The sequence below is a fragment of the Salipiger sp. H15 genome (genome assembly GCF_040409955.1).
In the GTDB taxonomy this organism is placed as follows: Bacteria; Pseudomonadota; Alphaproteobacteria; order Rhodobacterales; family Rhodobacteraceae; genus Salipiger.
On the sequence record NZ_CP123385.1, the window covers coordinates 1,064,983 to 1,082,118 of the forward strand.

Annotated in this window: 14 protein-coding genes; 13 read left to right on the plus strand and 1 reads right to left on the minus strand. The window is 68.9% G+C overall.

Annotated features, from left to right (window positions below):
- Positions 1–248: 248 nt before the first annotated feature.
- The 10 genes from hutI to hutC all read left to right on the plus strand — a co-directional run bounded on the left by hutI (position 249) and on the right by hutC (position 10,817).
- The gene (hutI, locus tag PVT71_RS19325; protein ID WP_353474076.1) at positions 249–1,454 is read left to right on the plus strand and encodes an imidazolonepropionase; all 1,206 of its coding nucleotides are present in this window, start codon (positions 249–251) and stop codon (positions 1,452–1,454) included.
- Positions 1,451–2,968 carry a histidine ammonia-lyase gene (gene hutH / locus PVT71_RS19330; protein WP_353474077.1) on the plus strand — a complete coding sequence of 506 codons (1,518 nt, stop codon included), beginning with the start codon at positions 1,451–1,453 and terminating at the stop codon, positions 2,966–2,968. Before hutI ends, hutH begins: the two co-directional genes overlap by 4 nt.
- Positions 2,965–3,765, plus strand: a complete 801-nt coding sequence (gene hutG / locus PVT71_RS19335; protein ID WP_353474078.1) for an N-formylglutamate deformylase — start codon at positions 2,965–2,967, stop codon at positions 3,763–3,765. Before hutH ends, hutG begins: the two co-directional genes overlap by 4 nt.
- A gap of 12 nt (positions 3,766–3,777) precedes the next feature.
- Positions 3,778–5,469 (plus strand): urocanate hydratase, encoded by a 1,692-nt coding sequence (gene hutU, locus PVT71_RS19340; protein WP_353474079.1) that lies wholly within the window; start codon positions 3,778–3,780, stop codon positions 5,467–5,469.
- Positions 5,466–6,836, plus strand: a complete 1,371-nt coding sequence (locus PVT71_RS19345) for an FAD-linked oxidase C-terminal domain-containing protein (RefSeq protein ID WP_353474080.1) — start codon at positions 5,466–5,468, stop codon at positions 6,834–6,836. The genes hutU and PVT71_RS19345 overlap by 4 nt, the downstream gene beginning before the upstream one ends.
- 182 nt (positions 6,837–7,018) lie before the next feature.
- Complete coding sequence (locus PVT71_RS19350; RefSeq protein ID WP_353474081.1) at positions 7,019–7,840, plus strand: transporter substrate-binding domain-containing protein; 822 nt, start codon at positions 7,019–7,021, stop codon at positions 7,838–7,840.
- 137 nt (positions 7,841–7,977) lie between these two features.
- Complete coding sequence (locus PVT71_RS19355) at positions 7,978–8,622, plus strand: amino acid ABC transporter permease (protein ID WP_353474082.1); 645 nt, start codon at positions 7,978–7,980, stop codon at positions 8,620–8,622.
- Positions 8,622–9,290, plus strand: a complete 669-nt coding sequence (locus tag PVT71_RS19360) for an amino acid ABC transporter permease (protein ID WP_353474083.1) — start codon at positions 8,622–8,624, stop codon at positions 9,288–9,290. The genes PVT71_RS19355 and PVT71_RS19360 overlap by 1 nt, the downstream gene beginning before the upstream one ends.
- A complete protein-coding gene (locus PVT71_RS19365; RefSeq protein ID WP_353474084.1) occupies positions 9,287–10,078 on the plus strand; it encodes an amino acid ABC transporter ATP-binding protein in 792 nt (263 codons plus the stop codon). The genes PVT71_RS19360 and PVT71_RS19365 overlap by 4 nt, the downstream gene beginning before the upstream one ends.
- Before the next feature lie 10 nt (positions 10,079–10,088).
- Positions 10,089–10,817: a histidine utilization repressor gene (gene hutC, locus PVT71_RS19370; RefSeq protein WP_353474085.1), complete on the plus strand. Its 729-nt coding sequence runs from the start codon at positions 10,089–10,091 to the stop codon at positions 10,815–10,817.
- Positions 10,818–10,829: 12 nt separating this feature from the next.
- On the opposite strand, the gene PVT71_RS19375 is transcribed toward hutC, so the two are convergent.
- The gene (locus tag PVT71_RS19375) at positions 10,830–11,498 is read right to left on the minus strand and encodes a TetR/AcrR family transcriptional regulator (RefSeq protein WP_353474086.1); all 669 of its coding nucleotides are present in this window, start codon (positions 11,496–11,498) and stop codon (positions 10,830–10,832) included.
- Between the two features lie 139 nt (positions 11,499–11,637).
- Here PVT71_RS19375 and PVT71_RS19380 point away from each other — a divergent pair, with 139 nt between their 5' ends.
- The 3 genes from PVT71_RS19380 to PVT71_RS19390 all read left to right on the plus strand — a co-directional run bounded on the left by PVT71_RS19380 (position 11,638) and on the right by PVT71_RS19390 (position 17,090).
- Positions 11,638–12,801: an efflux RND transporter periplasmic adaptor subunit gene (locus PVT71_RS19380; RefSeq protein ID WP_353474087.1), complete on the plus strand. Its 1,164-nt coding sequence runs from the start codon at positions 11,638–11,640 to the stop codon at positions 12,799–12,801.
- 22 nt (positions 12,802–12,823) lie between these two features.
- The gene (locus tag PVT71_RS19385; protein WP_353474088.1) at positions 12,824–15,958 is read left to right on the plus strand and encodes an efflux RND transporter permease subunit; all 3,135 of its coding nucleotides are present in this window, start codon (positions 12,824–12,826) and stop codon (positions 15,956–15,958) included.
- A gap of 163 nt (positions 15,959–16,121) precedes the next feature.
- Complete coding sequence (locus PVT71_RS19390; RefSeq protein ID WP_353474089.1) at positions 16,122–17,090, plus strand: acetamidase/formamidase family protein; 969 nt, start codon at positions 16,122–16,124, stop codon at positions 17,088–17,090.
- Positions 17,091–17,136 lie beyond the last annotated feature (46 nt).

Here is a 17,136-nt window from a genome sequence, read left to right on the forward strand (position 1 = left end):
GGAAGACCTCTGGCAAGCGTAAGATGCAGCGAGAATGTCGCTTGGCGCGGCGCGGGACAAGCGGGGCGGGGCTGCACATTGGTTTAGTTTTTCTAAATCATTGGTCCGGGTCGGCGCGCCCGGGAGTCCGCATTGAGGGATGCCCGTTCGATGAGCGGTCCGGGGCCGTGACCGGGGTTTTCCCCTGGGCTCGATTGACAGGGTTTCAATTGTATAGACATAAAGGCGCAACGACCGGGAGAATCGAGATGACCAAGCAACAGCTGCTGCGCGGCGGAACTCTGGTGACGCTGGAGGGCGCATCAGGCTACGGCCTGCTCGAGGGCGGCGCCGTGGCGATCGACGGCGGCGTGATCGTCTGGGTCGGCCCGATGGCGGATGTCCCCGAGGCCCATGCAGGCTGGGAGGTGACCGAGCTCGAGGGCCGCCTCGTGACGCCCGCGCTGGTCGATTGCCACACCCACCTCGTCTACGGCGGCTCGCGGGCGCGCGAGTTCGAGATGCGCCTCGAGGGTGCGAGCTACGAGGAAATCGCCCGCGCCGGCGGCGGCATCGCCTCGACCGTGCGCGCCACCCGCGCGGCGGACGAGGCCGCGCTGATCGCCCAGTCCCTGCCACGGCTCGACGCGCTGCTGGCCGAGGGCGTGACCACGGTAGAGATCAAGTCGGGCTACGGGCTCGACCGCGACACCGAGCTGCGCCTGCTGCGCGTGGCGCGCAAGCTTGCCGAGTTGCGCCCGGTCAACGTCGTGACCACCTTCCTCGGCGCGCACGCGCTGCCGCCGGACTGGCAGGGGACCAAGGCCGAGTACATTGAGCAGGTCTGCCTGCCGACCCTGCGCGCCGCTTTTGCCGAGGGGCTGGTCGACGCGGTCGACGGCTTCTGCGAGGGCATCGCCTTCTCCGCCGCCGAGATGGAGCCGGTCTTTGCCGAGGCGCAAAGGCTCGGCCTGCCGGTCAAGCTGCACGCCGAGCAGCTCTCGCACCAGGGCGGCATCCAGCTGGCCGCCAAGTATGGCGCGCTCTCGGCCGACCACGTCGAATACGCCACCGAGGCCGACGCCGAGGCCATGGCGGGTTCCGGCATGGTCGCGGTGCTGCTGCCCGGCGCCTTCTACGCCATCCACGAGACGCAGGCCCCGCCCGTCGCTTCCTTCCGCAAGCACGATGTGCCCATGGCGCTCTCGACCGACGCCAACCCCGGCACCTCGCCGCTGACCTCGCTGCTGCTCACCATGAACATGGGCTGCACGCTCTTCCGCCTGACGCCGGAAGAGGCGCTGCGCGGGGTCACGGTGAACGCCGCCAAGGCGCTCGGCTTCACCGACCGCGGCCGCATCGCCGCAGGCCAGCGCGCCGATCTCTGCATCTGGAACACCGACAGCCCGGCAGAGCTGTCCTATCGCATCGGGTTCAACCCGCTCCACGCCCGTATCTTTGGAGGCCAAGCATGATCCTCACCCCCGGCACCGCCACGCTGGCGCAGCTCGAACAGCTCTGGCGCGAGGACGCGCCCGCCCGTCTCGACGACGCGTCGCGCCCGGCCATCGCGGCCTCGGCCAAGGTCGTCGCGGATGCCGCCGCGGGCTCCGAGGCGATCTACGGCGTCAACACCGGCTTCGGCAAGCTGGCCTCGGTGCGCATCGCGCCCGAGGATACGGCGACGCTGCAGCGCAACCTGATCCTGTCGCATTGCTGCGGCGTCGGCGAGCCGCTGCCCCGCGCCACCACGCGCCTGATGATGGCGCTGAAGCTGCTGAGCCTCGGCCGCGGCGCCTCGGGCGTGCAGGTGCAGACCGTCGAGCTGCTGGAAGCGATGCTCGAGGCGGGCGTGACGCCGCTGGTGCCCTGCCAGGGTTCGGTCGGCGCCTCGGGCGACCTCGCGCCGCTGGCGCACATGACCGCCGTGCTGCTGGGGGCAGGGCAGGCCGAGTACGAGGGCGAGGTGCTGCACGGTGCCGACGCGCTCGCCAAGGCCGGTCTCGCGCCGGTGGTGCTGGGCCCGAAGGAAGGCCTCGCGCTGATCAACGGCACGCAGTTCTCGACCGCGCTGGCGCTGGTGGGCCTCTTCGAGGGCTGGCGCAACGCGCAGACCTCCGTGGTCACCGCCAGCCTCACCACCGACGCGATCATGGGCTCGACCGCGCCCACCCGCGCCGAGATCCACACGCTGCGCGGCCATCGCGGCCAGATCGAGGTCGCCGCGGGCATCCGCGCGCTGATGGAGGGCTCGGAGATCCGCGAGAGCCACCGCGAGAACGACACCCGCGTGCAGGATCCCTATTGCATCCGCTGCCAGCCGCAGGTGGCCGGCGCCGCCATCGACCTTCTGCGCTACGCCGCGACCACGCTCGAGATCGAGGCCAACGCGGTCACCGACAACCCGCTGGTGCTGGGGCCGGGGCAGATCGTCTCGGGCGGCAACTTCCACGCCGAGCCGGTGGCTTTCGCCGCCGACCAGATCGCGCTGGCACTTTCGGAGATCGGCGCCATCGCGCAGCGCCGCGTCGCGCTGATGGTGGACCCGGCGATGAACCATGACCTGCCGCCGTTCCTCACCCCCGCGCCGGGGCTGAACTCGGGCTACATGATCGCCGAGGTGACCACCGCCGCGCTCATGTCCGAGAACAAGCACCTCGCCAACCCCTGCTCGACCGACAGCACCCCGACTTCGGCAAACCAGGAGGACCACGTCTCCATGGCCGCGCACGGCGCGCGCCGCCTCGGGTTGATGAACCGCAACCTTTCGGTGATCCTCGGGGTCGAGGCGCTCTGCGCCGCGCAGGGCGTGGACTTCCGCGCGCCGCTGAAGACCTCGCACCGCCTCGCGCGCGTCGTCTCGAAGATCCGCGAGCATGTCGCGCCGCTGGAGAACGACCGCTACCTTGCGCCCGACCTCGAGAAAGGCGCCGCGCTGGTGCGCGAGGGCGCGCTGCTCGTCGCCGCAGGGCTGGAGGAGGCACTGTGAGAAACGAACCCGTCACCGTCACCCGGGGCGACAGCCCGGTCGTCCTCGGCCTGCCGCACACCGGCACCTACCTGCCGGACGAGATCTTCGACAGGCTCACCCCGCGCGGGCAGGAGCTGAGCGACACCGACTGGCACATCCACACGCTCTACGAGGGGCTGCTGCCCGGCGCCACGACCGTGCGCGCCACCTTCCACCGCTACGTGATCGACGCCAACCGCCCGCCGGATGGCGCCAGCCTCTACCCGGGTCAGAACACAACCGGGCTCGTGCCGCTCACCGATTTCGACGGCACGCCGATCTGGATCGAGACGCCGGACGAGGCCGAGATCGCCGCCCGCCGCGACGCCTTCCACGCGCCCTACCACGCCGCGCTGATGGCCGAGATGGAGCGGGTGCGCGCGAAGCACGGCGTGGCGATCCTCTACGATTGCCACTCGATCCGCTCGCACATCCCCTTCCTCTTCGAGGGCAAGCTGCCGGATTTCAACATCGGCACGGGCAAGGGCGTGACCTGCGATCCGGCGATCGAGGCCGCCGTGGCCGAGACCTGCGCCGCCGCCGAGGGCTACACCTCGGTGCTCAACGGCCGCTTCACCGGCGGCTGGACCACGCGCCATTATGGCCGCCCCGCCGAGGGCTTCCACGCCATCCAGATGGAGCTGGCGCAGGACACCCACCTCGAGAGCGAGGTGGCCCCCTATGCCTATGACGAGACCAAGGCCGCGAAGCTGCGCGTCCACCTTGCCGACCTGCTGCAGCGGATCGAGGCGCTTGCGCCCGCGCTGGCCCGATAAGAGGATCTTCCGATGACCAACCCCCGCCACAACCTTCGCGACGTCTACCCCGCGACCGGCACCGAGATCACCGCCAAGTCCTGGCTGACCGAGGCGCCGATGCGGATGCTGATGAACAACCTGCACCCGGACGTGGCCGAGAACCCGCACGAGCTGGTGGTCTACGGCGGCATCGGCCGCGCCGCCCGCACCTGGCAGGACTTCGATCGCATCGTCGACGCGCTGAAGAAGCTTGAAGACGACGAGACGCTGCTGGTGCAGTCCGGCAAGCCGGTCGGCGTCTTCCGCACCCACCCCGACGCGCCGCGCGTGCTGATCGCCAACTCGAACCTCGTGCCGCACTGGGCGAACTGGGACCACTTCAACGAGCTCGATAAAAAGGGCCTCGCCATGTACGGCCAGATGACCGCCGGGTCCTGGATCTACATCGGCGCCCAGGGCATCGTGCAGGGCACCTACGAGACCTTCGTCGAGGCCGGCCGCCAGCACTACGCGGGCGACCTCAAGGGCAAGTGGATCCTCACCGGGGGCCTTGGCGGCATGGGTGGCGCGCAGCCGCTGGCGGCGGTCATGGCCGGGGCCTGCTGCCTTGCCGTCGAATGCGACGAGACCCGCGCCGACTTCCGCATCCGCACCCGCTACTGCGACGAGAAGACCCATTCGCTCGACGAGGCGCTGGCGATGATCGACCGCTGGACCAAGGCGGGCGAGGCGAAATCCGTCGCGCTGATCGCCAACGCCGCCGACGTCTTCCCCGAGCTGGTGCGCCGGATGAAGGCGGGCGAGCCGCTGCCGAACGGCCGGCCGGACATCGTCACCGACCAGACCTCGGCGCATGACCCGGTGCACGGCTACCTGCCGAAGGGCTGGAGCGTCGCCGAATGGCGCGCCAGGCAGGAGAGCGACCCGAAGGGGGTGACCAAGGCCGCGAAAGCGTCCATGCGCGACCACGTCGCGGCGATGGTGGAGTTCTGGAACGCCGGCGTGCCGACGCTGGATTACGGCAACAACATCCGCCAGATGGCGCTGGAGGAGGGGCTCGAGGACGCCTTCGCCTTCCCCGGTTTCGTGCCGGCCTACATCCGCCCGCTGTTCTGCCGCGGCGTCGGCCCGTTCCGCTGGGCGGCGCTCTCGGGTGACCCCGAGGACATCTACAAGACCGACGCCAAGGTGAAGGAGCTGGTCGATGACCCGCACCTGCACAACTGGCTCGACATGGCGCGCGAGCGCATCGCCTTCCAGGGCCTGCCGGCGCGGATCTGCTGGGTCGGGCTCGGGCTGCGCCACAAGCTCGGCCTCGCGTTCAACGAGATGGTGCGGAACGGCGAGCTGAAGGCGCCGATCGTGATCGGCCGCGACCACCTCGACTCGGGCTCGGTGGCCTCGCCGAACCGCGAGACGGAAGCCATGAAGGACGGCTCGGACGCGGTCTCGGACTGGCCGCTCTTGAACGCGCTGCTGAACACCGCCTCGGGCGCGACCTGGGTGTCGCTGCACCACGGCGGCGGCGTCGGCATGGGCTTCTCGCAGCACTCCGGCATGGTGATCTGCTGCGACGGGTCGGAGGCGGCGGACAAGCGCCTCGCCCGCGTGCTCTGGAATGACCCAGCGACAGGCGTTATGCGCCACGCGGACGCGGGCTACGAGATCGCAATCGACTGCGCCCGCGAACATCAACTGAACCTGCCGGGGATCCTGGGGTGACACAACACGAGACCGCCTTCGCCGCACTGGACGCAGCCTTCCCGGGCCGGATCGAGCGGGGCGAGGCGGTCCGCGCGCAGCACGGGGCAGGGGACAGCTGGCACCCTGCCTCGCCGCCCGAGGCGGTGTTCTTCGCGCAGACCACCGAGGAAGTTGCGCAGGCGGTCACACTCTGCGCCGCCCATGGCTGCCCGATCGTGCCCTTCGGCGCGGGCAGCTGCATCGAGGGGCAGGTGAACGCCACCCGGGGCGGGCTCTGCATCGACCTGTCGCAGATGGTGAAGGTGCTGCGCGTCAGCCCCGAGGACATGGACTGCACGGTTCAGGCCGGGCTCACGCGGCAGGCGCTGAACGAGGACCTGCGGGCAACGGGGCTCTTCCTGCCCATCGACATCGGCGCCCACGCGACGCTGGGCGGCATGGCCTCGACCCGCGCCTCGGGGACGATGACCGTGCGCCACGGCACCATGGCCGACCTCGTGATGGGGCTGACCGTGGTGCTGCCGGACGGGCAGATCGTGCGCACCGGCGGGAGGGCGCGGAAATCCTCGTCGGGCTATGACCTCACGCATCTCTTCATCGGTGCCGAGGGCACGCTCGGGATCATCACCGAGCTCACCTTGCGTCTTTCGGGTATTCCCGAAATGGCGAAAGCCGGGCTTTACAGCTTCCCCAGCATCGAGGCGGCGACGCAGACCGTGGTCGAGGCGCTGCAGTTCGGGCTCTGCCTGAACCGGATCGAGCTGATGGACGCGCTGCAGGTCAAGGCGATCAACGCCTACAACAAGACCGAGCTGCCCGAGCAGCCGACGCTGCTGGTGGACCTTGCAGGCTCCGAGAGCCAGGTCGACACCGACCGTGACACCTTCGATGCACTTGCGTCGGAACACGAGGCGGTGCTGCACCCGGTCAACACGCCGGAGGAGTACGCGAAGGTCTGGGCGCTGCGGCACTCGGCGCTTTACGCCGCGCGCGGGCTGCGGCCGGGCTGCAAGTCGCTGTCGACGGATGTCTGCGTGCCGGTCTCGGACCTGCCGCGCATCCTCGCCGAGACCGGGGCCGACCTCGAGGCCGAGGGGATCATCGCGCCGATGCACGGGCATGTGGGCGACGGCAACTTCCACCTCGTGATGCTGTTCGACGAGCAGGACGCCGAGGAGAAGGCCCGCGTGCAGAAGGCGCACGGGCGGCTGGTCGAGCGCGCCATCGCGCTTGGCGGCACCGCCACCGGCGAGCATGGCGTGGGCCTCGGCAAGAAGGGCTACATGCAGGCCGAGCACGGCGCCGCGCTGGAGCTGATGAAGCTGCTCAAGCGCGCGGTGGATCCGGCGAACCTGATGAACCCGGGCAAGATCTTCGATCTCTGACCCGGATGACCCACGGTCATGCGCCTGTTTTTTGGGCGCCTGGCCTTGCCTGTCACAAAGCTGCATGAAATGCGCCAACGGCAGGGATTGACTCGGGGGCTGTGCGTGGTCCCTTTTGTATAGTCAAAATCGGAACCCGGCCCCGAAGGCGGCAGGGACCGACAACAGGGAGACTAATGGACATGCGCAACAAAGTCATCTCCGCACTTGCGGGTGCCGCGCTTCTGCTGGGTGGGGCCGCCGCGGCCCAGGCGCAGGACGCGCTGGCCCGGATCAAGGAAGCCGGTGTGATGAAGGTCGGCACCGAGACCGCCTTCGCCCCCTTCGACTACATCGACGCGGGCGACCACGTGGGCCTCAACATGGACGTCTTCGCCGCGATCGGCGAGGAGCTGGGCGTCAAGATCGAGTGGATCACCCTTGATTGGGCCGGCGTCCTGCCGGGTCTCGAAGCCGGCCAGTTCGACATGGTCGCGGGCCCCGCGACCATCACCAAGGCCCGCATGGAGCGCTACCGCTTCACGCCGCCGATCGCCGAGGCCACCGTCGCCCTGCTGAAGTCGACCAAGGACGAGTCGATCACCAAGCCCGAGGACATCGCCGGCAAGGTCATCGGTTCCGGCCACGCCACCGCGCAGCTCGCCCAGCTCGAGGAGTTCGGCGCGACGCTCGATCCGAAGCCGGAAACCAAGGACTACGTCTCGTTCAACGAGGCCTATGCCGACCTCGCCGCAGGCCGCATCGCCGGTGTCGCCAACTCGCTGCCGAACATCGCCTTCGTCGCCTCGCAGCGCCCCGAGGTCTTCTCGGTGGTCGCGCCCTTCGGCACCAAGACCTACTTCGGCTTCCCGGGCCTGAAGGACGAGGACCACGCCTCGCTGATGGACGCGATCGACGCCGCCATCCTGAAGATGAAGGCCGACGGCCGTCTCGGCGAGATGCAGCAGAAGTGGTTCGGCCAGACCTTCGAGACCCCCGACGCGGTCACCGAGCCCAACATCTGAGCCAATCCCGACCGGCCCGTTCACCCGGGCCGGCCCTTTCGGCCTGACCGGCGGAGGGTCACCCGACCACCGCCGGTCATTTTTCTCCCCCGCCGAGCCCCCTCTGCGGGCGCCACACCCGAGGCCCTTCCCGGACCATGAGCTGGAAACTCTTCAACCTGCTTCTCGAGGCCTCGCTGATGACGATCTTCGTCAGCGCGGTGTCGATCCTGATCGGCCTTTTCCTGGCGATCCTGCTTTCGGCGGCGAACCTGTCGGGCATCCGCCCGCTGCAATGGTTCTCCAAGTTCTTCATCTCCTTCTTCCGCGGCACGCCGCTGCTGGTGCAGCTGCTGCTGCTCTACAACCTGCTGCCGGTGGTCGGGATCCAGATCCCGTCGCTGGTCACGGCGATCATCGGCCTGTCGATCTGCACCGCCGCCTACCAGGCGGAGAACCTGCGCGGCGGCTTCGAGGGCGTGCCCACCGGGCTTGTCGAGAGCGCCGACATGGCGGGCTTCACGCCGGTGCAGACCTTCTTCCACATCCGCGTGCCGATCGCGCTGCGGCTGACGCTGCCGGCGCTGATCAACGAGGCGATCCTGATCCTGAAAGCCTCGTCGCTGGTCTCGGTCGTGGGGCTGATCGAGCTGACGCGCATGGCGCAGAACCTCGTCGCCTCGACCTTCATGCCGCTCGAGATCTACGCCAGCGCGGGCCTGATCTACCTCGTCATCAACCTCGCGGTCGCCCTCGCCGGGCGCCAGCTGGAACGGCGCCTTCCGGGCGCGGGAGGCAAGTGATGGGCTTCGATTTCAACGTCATCCTGTCCAAGCAGGACGCGCTGCTCTCGGGCATCGCGATGACCATCTTCGTCTGGGTGGTGGGCACGCTCTTCGCCGCGGTGATCGGCTTCGTCATCGCCACCGCGCGGCGCTACGGCGGCGTCGTCGTCGACAAGGCGCTTACCGTGCCGATCGAGGTGATCCGCGGCACGCCCTTCCTCGTGCAGCTCTTCCTGCTCTACTTCGGCGGGCCCTACATCGGGCTTTCGCTCGACGCGCTGCCCGCCGGTCTGCTGGCGCTCAGCGTCTACGGCGCTGCTTACTTCGCCGAGATCTTCCGGGCCGGCTACCAGTCGGTGCCCCCCGGCCATGTCGAGGCGGCGGAATGCCTCGGCTTCACCCGCATCCAGATCATCCGCAACATCCTGCTGCCCGAGATGGCGCTGCTGGTGATCCCGCCCTCGGTCAACATGGCGATCATCCTGCTGAAGGAGACGGCGCTGCTCTCGCTCATCACGGTCCCCGAGATGACGATGACCGCCAGCGCCATCGGCTCGCAGGAATACGCCTTCGTCGAGGCAATGGTGCTGATCGCGCTCGTCTACTGGGTGCTGGTCGAACTGGCGGGCCTGCTCGGGCGGCTCGCGGAAAAGAAACTCTCAAGATACAGGCTGGCCAAGGCATGAGCGACAACGCGATCTCCGTTCAGCATCTGGTGAAACGCTTCGGCACGACCACCGTGCTCGACGACATCTCGCTGGAAATCCCCCGCGGGCAGGTGTCCTGCCTGATCGGCCCCTCGGGCTCGGGCAAGTCGACGCTGCTGCGCTGCATGGCCTTCCTCGAGGAGGCCACCGACGGCTCGATCTTCATCGAGGGCGCGCCGCTCGGCTTCGTCTACGACGGCGCCGGCAAGCGCCAGCGCCAGTCGGCGACCGAGCTGCGCAAGGTCCGCTCCCAGATCGGCATGGTGTTCCAGCAGTTCAACCTCTGGCCGCACATGACCGCGCTCGGCAACGTCTCGGCGGCGCTGCGCCGTGTGCGCAAGATGGGCAAGGCCGAGGCCGAGGAAAAGGCCATGGTGCAGCTGCGCAAGGTCGGGCTCGAGAACCGCGCCGGGCACTATCCGAGCCAGCTTTCGGGCGGCCAGCAGCAGCGCGTGGCGATCGCCCGCTCGCTCGCGCTCGAGCCGAAGATCATGCTCTTCGACGAGCCGACCTCGGCGCTCGACCCGGAACTCACCGGCGAGGTGCTGAACGTGATGCGCAGCCTTGCCGCCGAGGGCATGACCATGGTCGTGGTCACCCACGAGATCGGCTTTGCCGCCACCGTGGGCAACCAGATCAGCTTCCTCGACCACGGCAAGCTGCTGTTCACCGACGCGCCCTCGAAGGTCTTCGCCAAGCCGCGCCACCCGCGCCTCGAGCAGTTCCTCGACACCTATCTCGACCGCGGCGCCTCGACGCTGGTCTGACGGAGGCGGCATGATCAAGGAGAGCGCCCCCAGAGCATCGCTGCACGATCGCATCCGCAGCGACCTCGAGGGCAAGATCCTCTCCGGCGCGTGGCCTCCCGGCCACCGCATCCCGACCGAGCAGGAGTTGCGGACGGAATACGGCTGTTCGCGGATGACCGTGAACAAGGTGATGACCCAGCTCGCCAACGCGGGGCTGGTGCTGCGGCGGCGCAAGACGGGCTCGATCGTCATGCCGCAGCAGAGCCAGAACGCGGTGCTCGAGATCAAGGACATCAAGGACGAGGTGACCGCGCAGGGCGGGGCCTATCGCCATGAGGTGGTGACCCGCACGCTGCGCCGGGCCTCGGCGGTCGAGACGCTCGAGCTCGGCATCGAGCCCGGCACGCGGGTGCTGGAGCTCACCTGCCTGCACTACGCCGACGAGGCGCCGTTCTGCCTCGAGGAGCGGGTGATCAACCTTGCCGTCGCGCCGGATGCCGAGGCCGAGAGCTTTGCCGAGCTCGCGCCGGGCGTCTGGCTGCTGCGCCACATCCCGTGGAGCGAGGCCGAGCACATGATCGCCGCCGTCGGCGCCACGGCGCGGGTCGCGCGGCTGCTCGACCTCTCGGCGGGCACGCCCTGTCTGGTGATGGAGCGACGGACTTGGCGGCAGGGCGAGACGGTGACCGAGGTGCGGCTCACCTACCCGGGCGCCGCGAACCGGCTGAGCGCCCGCTTCGCCCCGTCCACGACCTGAGCCGAGGGCCGGTCAGCGCGGGCGCGCGCCGTCGAGGAACAGGCTGATCGCCCGGTCGCGCCGTGCCATCCGCGCCTCGGGCGACGCGCAGTAGCGCTGCGGATCCAGCAGCTTGTGGATGCCGTTTCCGAAGGCCATGTCCATCAGCATCTCGGCGGCGGCGTCGCAGTCCGCCGGATCGAGCGCCAGCTCGCCCGCCTCGGTCGCCTCGGAAAGCTCCCGCGCGATGTGGTTGCGCAGCGACAGCGCGCCGGTCTCGAGGATGCTGCAGGCGAGCTTGGGGTAGGTCGGGGCCGAGGTGATCACCGCGCGCAGCAGCTCGAGCGGCGCCTCGTTCAGGCTCGGCTCCTCGTTCAGCGTCAGCAGGTGGCGCAGCCGCTCCTCCAGCGGGGCGTCGGCATTGCCGCTGTCGCGGCTGCGGAAGAGCCGCTGGCCGATGCGCGCGAAACAGGCGCCGAGCAAAGCCTCGCGGCTGTCGAACATCGTGTAGATCGTGCGCTTGGACATCTGGACCTGCCGCGCGATCGCCGCGACCGAGGCATCCTCGAGCCCGCGCTCCGCGATCATCTGCGTCGCCGCATCCAGCACCAGCCCTTCGCGTGTCTCGTGATCCATCTGCACCGGCCGTCCGCGGCGTCGGGGCAGGCTCTGATCGTCGTCGGGCTGTGCAGAATCGGTCATTGGTGTCCTTGGGTCACAGGGGCTACTCTAAATCGTGGCGTCGATACATCTGGGCGCTTTACAAAACCATTGCGTTTCCTTATCGCGATTCAGGACCTGTGCGCAAGATGCACGATATTGTTGTTTCCGGAGCCCTCCCATGCCGATCCGACCTGTCTTCGCCACGCTGCGGCCGCTCGCGTTTTGCGCCGCCGTGATGATTGCCTCTTCCGCCTCGGCGCAGCAGCAGGGCGGGGAACGTCCGCCCCAGCCGGTCACCGTGGTGACGCTGCAATCCGCCGACGTGACGCTGACCACCAAGCTTCCGGGCCGGGTGCAGGCCTCGGGCGTGGCCGAGGTGCGCCCGCAGGTGGGCGGCATCATCGTCGAGCGGATGTTCGAGGAAGGCACCGCGGTGAACCGCGGCGACGCGCTCTACCGCATCGACCCGGCCAGCTACGAGGCCGCAAAGGCCGCGGCCGAGGCCAGCCTCGCGCAGGCGCAGGCGACGCTCGGTTCCGCGGAGCGCGAGCTGAAGCGCCAGCAGGAGCTGCGCGACCGCTCGGTCACCAGCCAGCAGACGCTCGATGACGCCATGGCCGCGCGCGACGTGGCCGAGGCCGCGGTGAAAGTGGCCGAGGCGCAGCTTCTCGCCTCCGACATCGACCTCGAGCGCACCACCATCCGCGCGCCGCTCACCGGCGTCGTGGGCCTTTCGGATGCGACGCAGGGCGCGCTGGTCACCGCCGGCCAGTCCACCGCGCTGACCACCATCCGCTCGATCGACGTGGTCAACGTCGACGTGACGCAATCGGCCGCCGAGATGCTGCGCTGGCGCCGCTCCGGCCAGGCCGCCGCCCGCAAGAGCGAGGCCGAGGTCAGCCTGCGCCTCGCCGACGGCGAGCTCTACGACAAGACCGGCCGCCTTGCCGCCGCCGAGCCGCACGTGAACGAGCAGACCGGCGTGGTCGTGCTGCGCCTCGAGTTCCCCAACCCCGACCATTTCCTGCTGCCCGGCATGTACGTGCAGGTCGAGCTGCCGCAGGGCTCGGTCTACGGTGCCGTGCTGGTGCCGCAGGAGGGCGTGAGCCGCGACCGCCGCGGCCGTCCGATCGCCATGGTGGTCAACGCCGAGAACGCGGTGGAAACCCGCCAGCTGACCATCGAGAGCGACCACGGCAACCAGTGGGTGGTCTCCGAAGGGCTCCAGGCCGGCGACCGCGTGGTCGTGGCCGGGCTGCAGAAGATCGCCGAGGGGCAGACCGTGGCCCCCGAAGAGCGCGCCGCCGAACCGGCCGACAGCGCCGCCGCGGCCAGCGAGTGACCCCGACGCAAGGATACTGACAATGGCACGTTTCTTCATCGACCGTCCGGTCTTTGCCTGGGTCATCTCGATCCTCATCATGGGGATCGGGGTGCTCTCGATCCTCAACCTTCCCATCGCGCAATATCCCGAGATCGCGCCGCCCTCGGTGCGGATCAGCGCGCAATACCCCGGCGCCTCGGCCGAAACGGTGGCCAACACGGTCACCCAAATCATCGAGCAGCAGATGACCGGGCTCGACGGCATGCGTTACATGTCGTCCTCCTCGACCTCGGCGGGCACCGCCTCGATCACCCTGACCTTCGAGTCCGGGACCGATCCGGACGTGGCGCAGGTGCAGGTGCAGAACAAGCTCTCGCAGGCGACCTCGCTGCTGCCCGAGACCGTGCAGCGCCAGGGCGTCACCGTCGAGAAGGCCTCGTCCTCCTTCATGATGGTGATCGGCCTCATCTCGGATGACGGCCGGCTCGAGCAGGCCGACCTCTCGGACTACCTGAACTCGAACCTCGTGGACGAGTTCAGCCGGATCGAGGGTGTCGGCGGGGCGCAGGTCTTCGGCGCGCAATACGCGATGCGCATCTGGCTCGACCCGTCCAAGCTCTCGGCCTTCGAGATGACCCCGTCGGACGTGGTCAGCGCCGTCTCGGCGCAGAACGCGCAAATCTCGGCCGGTGCCTTCGGCACGCTGCCCGCCCCCGAGGGCCAGCAGCTCAACGCCACGATCACCGCGCAGTCGCTGCTGAGCACCCCGGAAGACTTCCGCAACATCGTGCTGCGCTCGGAAACCGACGGCGGCCTCGTGCTGCTCAAGGACGTGGCGCGGGTCGAGGTCGGCGCAGAGAACTACTCGACCATCGCGCGCTACAACGGCAAGCCCTCCTCGGGCATGGCGCTGCAGCTCGCCTCGGGCGCCAACGCGCTCGACACCGCCGAGCGGGTGAAGAAGCGGATCGAGGAAGTCGCCGAGTTCTTCCCCGAGGGCGTCAGCTACGTCATCCCCTATGACACCACCCCGTTCATCGAGATCTCGATCCACGAGGTGCAGAAGACGCTGATCGAAGCCATCGTGCTGGTGTTCTTCGTGATGCTGCTGTTCCTGCAGAACATCCGCGCGACGATCATCCCGACGCTGGCCGTGCCCGTCGTCATCCTCGGCACCTTCGCCATCCTCTCGCTTGCGGGCTTCACCATCAACACGCTGACCATGCTCGCCATGGTGCTGGCCATCGGCCTGCTCGTCGACGACGCCATCGTGGTGGTCGAGAACGTCGAGCGGATCATGGAGGAAGAGGGGCTCTCGCCGCGCGAGGCGACGCGCAAGTCGATGGGGCAGATCACCGGCGCGCTCGTCGGCATCGCGCTGGTGCTCTCGGCGGTGTTCGTGCCCATGGCCTTCTTCGGCGGCTCGACCGGGATCATCTACCGACAGTTCTCGATCACCATCGTCTCGGCCATGGGCCTGTCGGTGCTGGTCGCGCTGACCCTGACCCCGGCGCTCTGCGCCACCATCCTCAAGTCCAAGGACGCGCACCACACGAACCGTGGCCCGCTCGGCTGGTTCAACAAGGGCTTCGACAAGCTGACCGGCGGCTATGCCGGCACCGTCGGCCACATCATCAAGCGCCCGCTGCGCATGCTGGTGGTCTACGGCGCGCTTGGCTACGCCATGGTGTTCCTGTTCAACAACACGCCGACCGGCTTCCTGCCCAACGAGGACCAGGGCATCCTGATGACCCTCGTGCAGGGTCCGACCGGCGCCACCGCCGAGCGCACGCTCGACGTGATCGAGCAGGTGCAGGACCACTTCAACCAGGAAACCGAGGCGGTGGACTCGATGTTCGGCGTGGTCGGCTTCTCCTTCGCGGGGCAGGGCCAGAACATGGGTCTCGCCTTCGTGCGGCTGAAGGACTGGTCCGAGCGCCCCTCGCCCGCGCAGAGCGTGCAGGCGGTGGCGGGCCGTGCCTTCCCGGCCTTCATGGGCATCCGCGACGCCATGGTCTTCCCGATCGTGCCGCCGGCGGTGATCGAGCTCGGCAACGTCTCGGGCTTCGACTTCTACCTGCAGGCGCAGGGCGGGCAGACGCATGAGCAGCTGCTGACCGCGCGCAACCAGCTGCTGGGCATGGCCTCGCAGAGCCCGCTGATCGCCTCGATCCGGCCCTCGGGTCTGGAAGACGCGGCGCAGTTCAAGCTCGACATCGACTGGCGCGCCGCCGGGGCGATGGGCGTGACCCCGACCAACGTCGGCAACACGCTGTCGATCGCCTGGGCCGGGCAATACGTGAACGACTTCAACGACAATGGCCGGATCAAGCGGGTCTACGTGCAGGGCGAGCCGGACAGCCGCGCGAACCCCTCGGACCTCGAGAAGTGGCGCGTGCGCAACGCCTCGGGGGATCTCGTGCCCTTCGCCAACTTCACCAAGGAGACCTGGACCTACGGCCCGCAGGGTCTCAACCGCTACAACGGCGTGCCCGCGATGCAGATCCAGGGCTCTCCGGTGCCGGGCGTGACCACCGGCGAGGCCATGGCCGAGATCGAGAAGCTCGCGTCGCAGCTGCCGCCGGGCTACCAGATCGCCTGGACCGGCCTCTCGCTCGAGGAACGTGCCTCGGGCGGCTCGGCACCGCTGCTCTACGGCCTGTCGCTGGCGGCGATCTTCCTCTGCCTCGCGGCGCTCTACGAAAGCTGGACGATCCCCTTCTCGGTGATGCTGGCGATGCCGATCGGCGTGCTCGGCACCATGGGCGCTGCCTACTGGTTCGGCTTCGAGAACGGCGTCTTCTTCCAGGTCGGCCTGCTGACCGTCATCGGCCTTACCGGCAAGAACGCGATCCTGATCGTGGAATTTGCCCGGGAACGCTACGAGGCCGGGGAAGAGCTGCTGGTCGCGGTGAAGGAGGCGGCGCGCCAGCGCTTCCGTCCGATCATCATGACCTCGCTCGCCTTCTCGCTGGGCGTGGTGCCGCTGGTGCTGTCCTCGGGCGCGGGCGCCGGCGGGCGCCAGGCGGTGGGCTCGGCGGTGCTGGGCGGGACGATCACCGGCACCGTGCTGGGCGTGCTCTTCGTGCCGCTGTTCTTCGTCGTGGTGATGAAGGTTTTCGGTCGCAGGAAAGAGCGCGAGCTCGCAGCCAAGCGGGCCGAGATCGCGGGCTGATCCCCAGCGCGACCTGAGATGAAAGAGCGGGCCCTAGGGCCCGCTCTTTTTTGTTTCGGGGGGTGTTATGTGCGCGGCGGAAAGGCCAGATTTCCCATTCCCTGCTTTACCTTGCCGCGCGGCGCCGCGAAGCTCGGCCCGAGCCAACCCGGAGCCCGCCGCCATGACCCATCACCAGCTTGCCGCCACCCCGCAGACCGTCCACTGGGGCCGCTTCTGGTCCGACCTGCCGCCGGTGATGACCGTGGCCCCGGGCGACCGGGTGACGATCCAGACCTTCTCGGGCCGCGAGGAGCTGCTGCCGGCCGAGGGTTCGGGCATGACCGTCGCGCCCGAGCTGCGCGAGATCCTCGCCGCCGGCCTGCCGCGCGTCGCGCACCTGCTGACCGGGCCGGTGGCGATCGAGGGCGCCATGCCCGGCGACGTGCTGAAGGTCGAGATCGAGCGCATCGAGCTGGGCGCCGACTGGGGCTTCAACCTCGTGCGCCCCGCCTCGGGCACGCTTCCAGGCGAGTTCCCGGTCTCGCAGAAGGCGCTCTCGCTCATCCCCATCGACCGCGACGCGAAGACCTGCCGCCTGCCCTGGGGCGCGACGCTGCCGCTCGCGCCCTTCTTCGGCGTCATGGGCGTCGCCCCCGCGCCCGAGTGGGGAGAGATCACCTCGATCCAGCCGCGGCTGCACGGCGGCAACATGGACCTCAAGCTGCTGACCGAGGGCGCGACGCTCTACCTGGCGGTGCAGGCCGAGGGGGCGCTCTTCTCCTGCGGCGACGGGCATGGCTGCCAGGGCGACGGCGAGGTCTGCATCACCGCGCTCGAGACCGCGCTCACCGGCACCTTCCGGTTTGACTTGCTGAAGGCCGGGACAAGCGCAATCGACCATCCGCGCGCCGAGACCAGGGATGAGCTTATCTCGATGGGCTTCCACGCCAGCCTCGACACCGCGCTGCAGATCGCCCTGCGCCAGATGATCGCGATGATCCGCGAGCGGGTGGGGATCACCGAGACCGAGGCCTACCAGCTCTGCTCGCTGGCGGCGGATTTCGCCGTCACCCAGTCGGTGAACCAAGAGAAGGGCGTACACGGGCGGCTGCGCAAGGCGATCCTCGAGACCGGCCGCGTCGGCGGCTGAGGGTGCTTCGAGGGAGCGCCGCCAAGCAAGATCACGGGCCGGCCCC

Excerpts from the sequence above, each read along its gene's own strand:
- PVT71_RS19350 (WP_353474081.1), top strand. The coding sequence starts at position 7,019 with ATGCGCAACAAAGTCATCTCCGCACTTGCGGGTGCCGCGCTTCTGCTG.
- hutC (WP_353474085.1), top strand. The coding sequence starts at position 10,089 with ATGATCAAGGAGAGCGCCCCCAGAGCATCGCTGCACGATCGCATCCGC.
- hutH (WP_353474077.1), top strand. The coding sequence starts at position 1,451 with ATGATCCTCACCCCCGGCACCGCCACGCTGGCGCAGCTCGAACAGCTC.
- PVT71_RS19385 (WP_353474088.1), top strand. The coding sequence starts at position 12,824 with ATGGCACGTTTCTTCATCGACCGTCCGGTCTTTGCCTGGGTCATCTCG.
- hutI (WP_353474076.1), top strand. The coding sequence starts at position 249 with ATGACCAAGCAACAGCTGCTGCGCGGCGGAACTCTGGTGACGCTGGAG.
- PVT71_RS19375 (WP_353474086.1), bottom strand. The coding sequence starts at position 11,498 with ATGACCGATTCTGCACAGCCCGACGACGATCAGAGCCTGCCCCGACGC.
- PVT71_RS19365 (WP_353474084.1), top strand. The coding sequence starts at position 9,287 with ATGAGCGACAACGCGATCTCCGTTCAGCATCTGGTGAAACGCTTCGGC.
- PVT71_RS19390 (WP_353474089.1), top strand. The coding sequence starts at position 16,122 with ATGACCCATCACCAGCTTGCCGCCACCCCGCAGACCGTCCACTGGGGC.
- PVT71_RS19355 (WP_353474082.1), top strand. The coding sequence starts at position 7,978 with ATGAGCTGGAAACTCTTCAACCTGCTTCTCGAGGCCTCGCTGATGACG.
- hutU (WP_353474079.1), top strand. The coding sequence starts at position 3,778 with ATGACCAACCCCCGCCACAACCTTCGCGACGTCTACCCCGCGACCGGC.
- PVT71_RS19360 (WP_353474083.1), top strand. The coding sequence starts at position 8,622 with ATGGGCTTCGATTTCAACGTCATCCTGTCCAAGCAGGACGCGCTGCTC.
- PVT71_RS19380 (WP_353474087.1), top strand. The coding sequence starts at position 11,638 with ATGCCGATCCGACCTGTCTTCGCCACGCTGCGGCCGCTCGCGTTTTGC.